This is a genomic window from Streptomyces sp. BR123 (assembly GCF_013401435.1).
Taxonomy (GTDB): Bacteria; Actinomycetota; Actinomycetes; order Streptomycetales; family Streptomycetaceae; genus Streptomyces.
Genome location: NZ_JACBGN010000355.1, coordinates 1 through 6804, shown reverse-complemented (window position 1 = coordinate 6804; position 6804 = coordinate 1). Strand labels below are relative to the sequence as shown.

Annotated in this window: 5 protein-coding genes; 2 read left to right on the top strand and 3 right to left on the bottom strand. The window is 73.8% G+C overall.

The genetic code is table 11. The annotated features are described in order from the left end of the window. Window positions 1–64: 64 nt before the first annotated feature. The gene (locus tag HYE82_RS32390) at window positions 65–1762 is read left to right on the top strand and encodes an NAD(P)/FAD-dependent oxidoreductase (RefSeq protein ID WP_179177780.1); all 1698 of its coding nucleotides are present in this window, start codon (window positions 65–67) and stop codon (window positions 1760–1762) included. 188 nt (window positions 1763–1950) lie between these two features. Here the strand turns inward: HYE82_RS32390 and HYE82_RS32385 are convergent, their stop codons facing one another. The 3 genes from HYE82_RS32385 to HYE82_RS32375 form a co-directional block, all read right to left on the bottom strand. Further along, a complete protein-coding gene (locus tag HYE82_RS32385) occupies window positions 1951–2652 on the bottom strand; it encodes a DUF5995 family protein (protein WP_306439668.1) in 702 nt (233 codons plus the stop codon). A gap of 66 nt (window positions 2653–2718) precedes the next feature. Next, on the bottom strand, window positions 2719–4131 hold the full coding sequence (locus HYE82_RS32380; protein WP_179177781.1) for a uracil-xanthine permease family protein: 1413 nt from the start codon (window positions 4129–4131) through the stop codon (window positions 2719–2721). 87 nt (window positions 4132–4218) lie between these two features. Beyond that, entirely contained in the window at window positions 4219–5439 is a 1221-nt protein-coding gene (locus tag HYE82_RS32375; RefSeq protein WP_179177779.1) for an MFS transporter, read from the bottom strand. A 58-nt stretch (window positions 5440–5497) separates the two neighbouring features. Here HYE82_RS32375 and HYE82_RS32370 point away from each other — a divergent pair, with 58 nt between their 5' ends. Continuing rightward, window positions 5498–6652 (top strand): ROK family transcriptional regulator, encoded by a 1155-nt coding sequence (locus HYE82_RS32370; RefSeq protein WP_179177778.1) that lies wholly within the window; start codon window positions 5498–5500, stop codon window positions 6650–6652. Window positions 6653–6804 lie beyond the last annotated feature (152 nt).

The window sequence follows — 6804 nt, the reverse complement described above, 5'->3', positions numbered from 1 at the left end:
GCGTCAGATGTGTATAAGAGACAGGTCCACCCCCTCTGCCCCACCCTGCAAGGAGTCGTACCCCATGACGTCCACGGTGCCCACCACCGCCGTCCCGCACAGCGACGGTCAGCCGCCGATCACCATGTTCGGCCCGGACTTCCCGTACGCGTACGACGACTTCCTCGCCCACCCTGCGGGCCTGGGCCAGATACCGGCGACCGAGCACGGCACCGAGGTCGCGATCATCGGCGGCGGCCTGTCCGGCATCATCTCCGCCTACGAGCTGATGAAGATGGGCCTCAAGCCCGTCGTCTACGAGGCGGACCAGATCGGCGGCCGCCTGCGCACCGTCGGCTTCGAGGGCACCGGCACCGAGGGGCTCACCGCGGAGATGGGCGCCATGCGCTTCCCGCCCTCCTCCACCGCCCTGCAGCACTACATCGACCTCGTCGGCCTGAAGACGGAGCCGTTCCCGAACCCGCTGGCCGAGGCGACCCCCTCCACCGTCGTCGACCTCAAGGGCGAGACCCACTACGCCGAGACGATCGCCGACCTCCCGCAGATCTACCGCGATGTCGCCGACGCGTGGAACGCCTGCCTGGAGGAGGGCGCCGACTTCTCCGACATGAACACCGCGATGCGCGAGCGCGACGTCCCGCGCATCCGGGAGATCTGGGCCAAGCTGGTCGAGAAGCTCGACAACGAGACCTTCTACGGCTACCTGTGCCGGTCGGAGGCCTTCCAGTCCTTCCGCAAGCGCGAGATCTTCGGCCAGGTCGGCTTCGGCACCGGCGGCTGGGACACCGACTTCCCCAACTCCATCCTGGAGATCCTCCGCGTCGTCTACACCGAGGCGGACGACCACCACCGCGGCATCGTCGGCGGCTCCCAGCAGCTGCCGCTGCGCCTGTGGGAGCGCGAGCCCGAGAAGATCCTCCACTGGGCGCAGGGCACCTCGCTGTCCTCCCTCCACGACGGCACCCCCCGTCCGGCCGTGACCCGCCTGCACCGCACGGCCGGCAACCGCATCACGGTCACCGACGCCTCCGGCGACATCCGCACCTACCGAGCCGCGATCTTCACGGCCCAGTCGTGGATGCTGCTCTCCAAGATCGAGTGCGACGACTCGCTGTTCCCGATCGACCACTGGACGGCGATCGAGCGCACCCACTACATGGAGTCCTCCAAGCTCTTCATCCCGGTGGACCGCCCGTTCTGGCTGGACAAGGACGAGGAGACCGGCCGCGACGTCATGTCGATGACGCTGACGGACCGCATGACCCGCGGCACCTACCTCCTCGACAACGGCCCGGACCAGCCGGCCGTGATCTGCCTGTCGTACACCTGGTGCGACGACAGCCTGAAGTGGCTGCCGCTGTCCGCGAACGAGCGGATGGAGGTCATGCTGAAGTCCCTCGGCGAGATCTACCCGAAGGTCGACATCCGCCGCCACATCATCGGCAACCCGGTGACGGTCTCCTGGGAGAACGAGCCCTACTTCATGGGCGCGTTCAAGGCCAACCTCCCCGGCCACTACCGCTACCAGCGGCGCCTGTTCACCCACTTCATGCAGGACCGCCTCCCCGAGGACAAGCGCGGCATCTTCCTCGCCGGCGACGACATCTCCTGGACGGCCGGCTGGGCCGAGGGTGCGGTGCAGACGGCGCTGAACGCGGTCTGGGGCGTCATGCACCACCTCGGCGGTGAGACCGACGCCACCAACCCGGGCCCGGGCGACGTCTACGACGAGATCGCCCCGGTCGAGCTCCCGGAGGACTGACCCCTCCCCGCTCCCCGTGACCACGGGCCGCCCCCGCGAACACAGCGCGGCGGCGGCCCGTTTCCCATGCCCGGTGCTGCACCCGCGCAGCCGACGCAGCCTCGCCCCGCGCCGCAGGGGGTGATGCCGGGGCTCACCCCGCTGCCCGCGCGCGGGGGCTGGTCTTTGCCGGCCCCCGGCACAAGGGATCAGGCCGGGACGGCGGTCGGCCGGATCGGCGGGCGGCCAGGCTGCGGGGAACAGGCCGTGGGGGTCAGGAGGCAGCGGCCCACCAGGCCCACGCCCGCGTCCAGGGACTCGGTGAACTCCTCGGCCAGGTCGGGGGAGCGGCGCAGCCCCCACAGCAGGCGGGCCGCCGACCAGGCGGCTCCGCGCGCCCGCTCCAGGCTCCACGAGCCGACCAGGTGCGTCAGCGGATCGGCGACCTCCAGCAGGTCGGGGCCCGGCATCAGGTCCTCCCGGATGCGTTCCTCCAGGGTGACCAGGGTGTCGCCGACCCGGTCGAAGTCGGCTTCCAGCGCCCGCGGTTCGCAATCCAGCGCCCGGCAGGTGGAGACCACCGCCAGCGCCAGGTCGTGGCCGATGTGCGCGTTGATCCCGGCCAGGGCGTGCTGCAGCGGCCGTACGCCGGGGTGGCGCCGGTACTGCAGCAGCGGCCGCCAGCAGGCGGGGGCCCGGTCGGACTCCACCGCCGCCAGGTACCGCTGCGCGAACCGCACGCTGAGCGTCTCCGCCTGCCGGGGCGCGGGGAACTCACCGCGCCGGATGCGCTCGTGCAGCGTCTGCGTCACCGTCAGGTACACCCGGTTGAAGACGGCGACGCCGTCCCGCGCGGGCAGCCGCTCGTCGAGGGCGCGCATCCGCGCCAGCACTTCGTCCACGGGAGGCAGGGTCCCAGCCGGCGGGCCGGATGCGGGGGACTTGGCCGTGTGCTTCGCCGGTTCGGGCGAACCGGCTCAGGGGCGCCCGTCGGTGCCGCCGGTGCCGCCGGTCCCGGGCTCCTCGTCGTACGTGGAGGTGCCCGCGTCGAGCAGCGGTTCCTGCTCCTTCATGTGCGCCGGGGCGAAGTAGCGCAGCGTGTGGTAGCCGGTGATGACGACGAGGGTGCCGAGGGCGATCCCGCCGAGCTCGAAGGATTCGGTCAGCTGGAGCTTCACCCCGCCGATGCCGATGATGATGCCCGCCGAGGCCGGTACCAGGTTCAGCGGATTGCGCAGGTCCACGCGGCCGCCCAGCCAGATCTGGGCGCCGAGCAGGCCGATCATGCCGTACAGGATGACGGTGATCCCGCCGAGCACGCCGCCGGGGACCGCGGCGACGATCGCACCGAACTTGGGGCAGAGGCCGAAGAGGAGGGCGAAGCCGGCGGCCGCCCAGTAGGCCGCCGTCGAGTAGACCCGGGTGGCGGCCATGACGCCGATGTTCTCGGAGTAGGTGGTGTTCGGCGGGCCGCCGACCGCGGTGGACAGCATGGACGCGGCGCCGTCGGCGGCGATGGCCGTGCCGAGGGTGTCGTCGAGCGGGTCGCCGGTCATCTCGGCGACGGCCTTGATGTGCCCGGCGTTCTCGGCGACGAGGGCGATGACCACCGGCAGGGCGACCAGGATCGCCGACCACTCGAACTGCGGGGCGTGGAAGGCCGGCAGGCCGATCCAGTCGGCCTCGGCGACCCCGGAGAGGTCGAGCCGCCAGTGGTCGACGGCCCCGGTTCCGCCGGCCGGCGAGTGGATCTTGCCGAAGAGCCCGTCGAAGAGGGCGGAGACGGCGTACCCGAAGACCAGGCCGAGGAAGATCGCGATGCGCGACCAGAACCCGCGCAGGCAGACCACGGCCAGTCCGGTGAACAGCATGGTCAGCAGGGCGGTCCACTGGTCCTGCGGCCAGTACGTCGAGGCCGTGACCGGCGCCAGGTTGAAGCCGATCAGCATGACCACCGCGCCCGTCACCACGGGCGGCATCGCCGCGTGGATGATCCGCGCGCCGAACCGCTGCACGGCGAGGCCGGTCAGGCACAGGGCCACGCCCACGCTGAACAGGGCGCCGGTGACCACCGCGCTGTTCCCGCCCGACGCCCGGATGGCCGCGGCCACGCCGACGAACGACAGCGAGCAGCCCAGGTACGAGGGCACCCGGCCGCGCGTGGCCAGCAGGAAGACGATCGTGGCCACACCCGACATCATGATCGCCAGGTTGGGGTCCAGGCCCATCAGGACCGGCGCGACGAAGCTCGCGCCGAACATCGCCACGACGTGCTGGGCGCCGAGCCCCGCGGTCCGCGGCCAGGTCAGCCGCTCGTCCGGCCGCACCACCGCGCCGGGGGCGGGGGTCCGCCCGTCTCCGTGCAAGGTCCAGCGCACGCCCAGGCCCATGTGTCCCACCCACCACTTCCGTCAAGCCGGTCGATCAAGCATCGTGGCCGCGGCGGGGTCGGTGATCCTGCCGCGGCCAGCGTCATATTACGGCCGTATACCGGTGGGTTCGTCCCGGTTGAAGGCGCTCGTGCTCCCGATCGCCGCCCGCGGCCGCAGCGCCGAGGCCCCGACCGTCAGCCCGAAGGCCAGCAGCGTGACCAGCGCGAAGGACACCACCAGCGAGGTCGCGTCCGCCACCGCTCCGATGGCCGACGGGGCGATGAGCCCCGAGGTGTACGTGATCGTCGCCACCCCGGCGATGGCCTGCGCGGGCGCCGGACCACTGCGCCCGGCCGCCGCGAAGGCCAGCGGCACCACCACCGCGACGCCGAGCCCGATCAGCCCGAAGCCCGCCATGGCCGCGGCCGGATGGCGGGCCGTCACCACCAGCAGGCCCCCCGCCGTGGCCAGCGCCCCGCCCGTGCGGACGGTGCGCACCGCCCCGAAGCGGTCCACCACCCGGTCCCCGGCGAGCCGGGCGAGCGTCATGGTGAGCGCGAAGGCGGTGGTGCTCGCGGCCGCGAGTCCGGCGTCCGCGTCGAGCACGTCCCGCAGGTAGACCGCCGACCAGTCCAGGCTCGCCCCCTCCGCGAAGACCGCGCAGAACCCGATCAGGCCGATCAGCAGCACGGATGCCGGCGGCCGGGCGAAGTGGGGCGGAGCCGGCTCGTCCGCCCCGCTGCGCAGGTCCAGTACGCCCTGTACGGCGACCAGCCCGGCGGCGGTCAGCACCAGAGCCGCGATCAGGTGGTGCCGCTGCGCGCCGGCCCCCGCGTGCGCGGCGGCGGTGCCGGCGGCCGAACCCAGCAGAGCGCCCGCGCTCCACATGCCGTGCAGCGAGGACATGACCGAACGGCCGAGCCGGTTCTCGGTCTCCACGCCGAGCGCGTTCATCGCCACGTCCGACATCCCCGAGGTGGCCCCGTAGACGAGGAGTGCCGCGCACAGGGCCGGCAGGTTCGGGGAGAGGGCGGGCAGGGCGAGCGACAGCGTCCACAGGGCCAGCATCACGCGCAGCGCGGGCCGGGCCCCGAGGCGGTGGTTCACCCTTCCGGCCAGCGGCATGGCGAGCGCCGCGCCGAGAGCGGGGAAGGCGAGGGCGAGGCCGAGGGCGCCCGACCCGAGCTGGGCGTGGTCCTGGATCCACGGGATGCGGGTGGCGAAGGAGCCGGTGACGGCGCCGTGGACGCAGAAGACGGCGGCGATGGCGAGACGGGCGCGGCGCAGGCGCGCAGGGCTGAGGTCGGATTCCCCGGTCATGACCATGAAACTATCAGGAAGCCTGCCTGATGGTAAGGAGGGAGAGGCTCCTTAGGATGGGCGCGTGACTCCTGCCAAGGCCCGGCCCTCCGCCGCCCCGTCCCCCGCCTCGCCGAGCACGGCCCGGGCCATCAACGACCGCCTCGCCCTGCGCCTGCTGCGGGAGGAAGGCCCCCTGACGGCCGCTCAGCTCAAGGCGTTCACCGGCCTGTCCCGCCCCTCGGTGGCCGACCTGGTCGACCGGCTCACCGAGGCCGGGCTGATCGAGGTCGTGGGGGAGTCCGGCGAGCAGCGACGGGGCCCCAACGCCCGCGTGTACGGAATCGTGGCCCGCCGCGCCCACCTGGCGGCCCTGGACGTACGCACCGACAGCGCGACCGCCGTCGTCACCGACCTGCTCGGCCGGCCCCTGGCCGAGCGGGCGCTGCCGGTGGACGCGGTCGAGGAGGCCGTCGACGCGCTGGAGGAACTGGCGGCCGAGGCCGGCGCGGACCGGCTGCACACGGTGGTCGTCGGCGCCCCCGGCCTGGTGGCCCGGGCCGGCGGGGAGCTGCGCAGTACGGCCGGGCTGCCGACCTGGCACCGGGACCTGGTGGCCGCCCTCCAGCGGCGGCTGCCCGCGCAGGTCGCCGTGGAGAACGAGACCAACCTGGCCGCGCTGGCCGAGCAGCGCGTGGGAGCCGCCCGGGACGCGGAATCCTTCGTGCTGCTCTGGCTCGGCGCCGGCGTCGGTGCTGCCGTGGTCCTCGACGGCCGGCTGCGCCGGGGGGCCTCCGGCGGAGCCGGTGAGATCGGCTTCCTGCCGGTGCCGGGGACGGGTGCGCTGCCCTCCGGCAGCGGCTGCGAGGGCGGCTTCCACAGCCTGGCCGGCCGGGCCGCGGTGGCCGCGCTGGCCGCCGAGCACGGTTTCACCGGGCCGGTGCGGGACGCCGTGGCCGGAGCCGCCGGTGAGGCCTTCCTCGAAGCCCTCGCCGAGCGGATCGCCCTGGGCGCGGCCGCCGTCACCGCCGTACTGGACCCCGGGTGCGTGGTGCTGGGCGGTGAGCTCGGCCATGCGGGCGGCCCCGCCCTCGCGGACCGGGTCGCCCTCCGGCTCGCCGCGCTGACCCCCGTGCCGACCTCCGTCCTGGCCACCGCCCTCGGCGACCCCGCGGTCCTCGCCGGCGCCCGGCTGGCGGCCGCCGACGCCGCCCAGGCGGTCCTGTTCGGGCCGGCCTGACCGGAGCCCGGCCGGCGTCCGGCCCTGCCGCCCGGAGCCCTGCCGCCCGGAGCCGGGCCCGGCGTCCGATTCGGCGCGAGCGGGTTTCCTCCCCCGCCCCGCCCCTTCCCGAAACTGGGGGCTCCGCCCCCAGTTTCGGGAAGGGGCGGGGC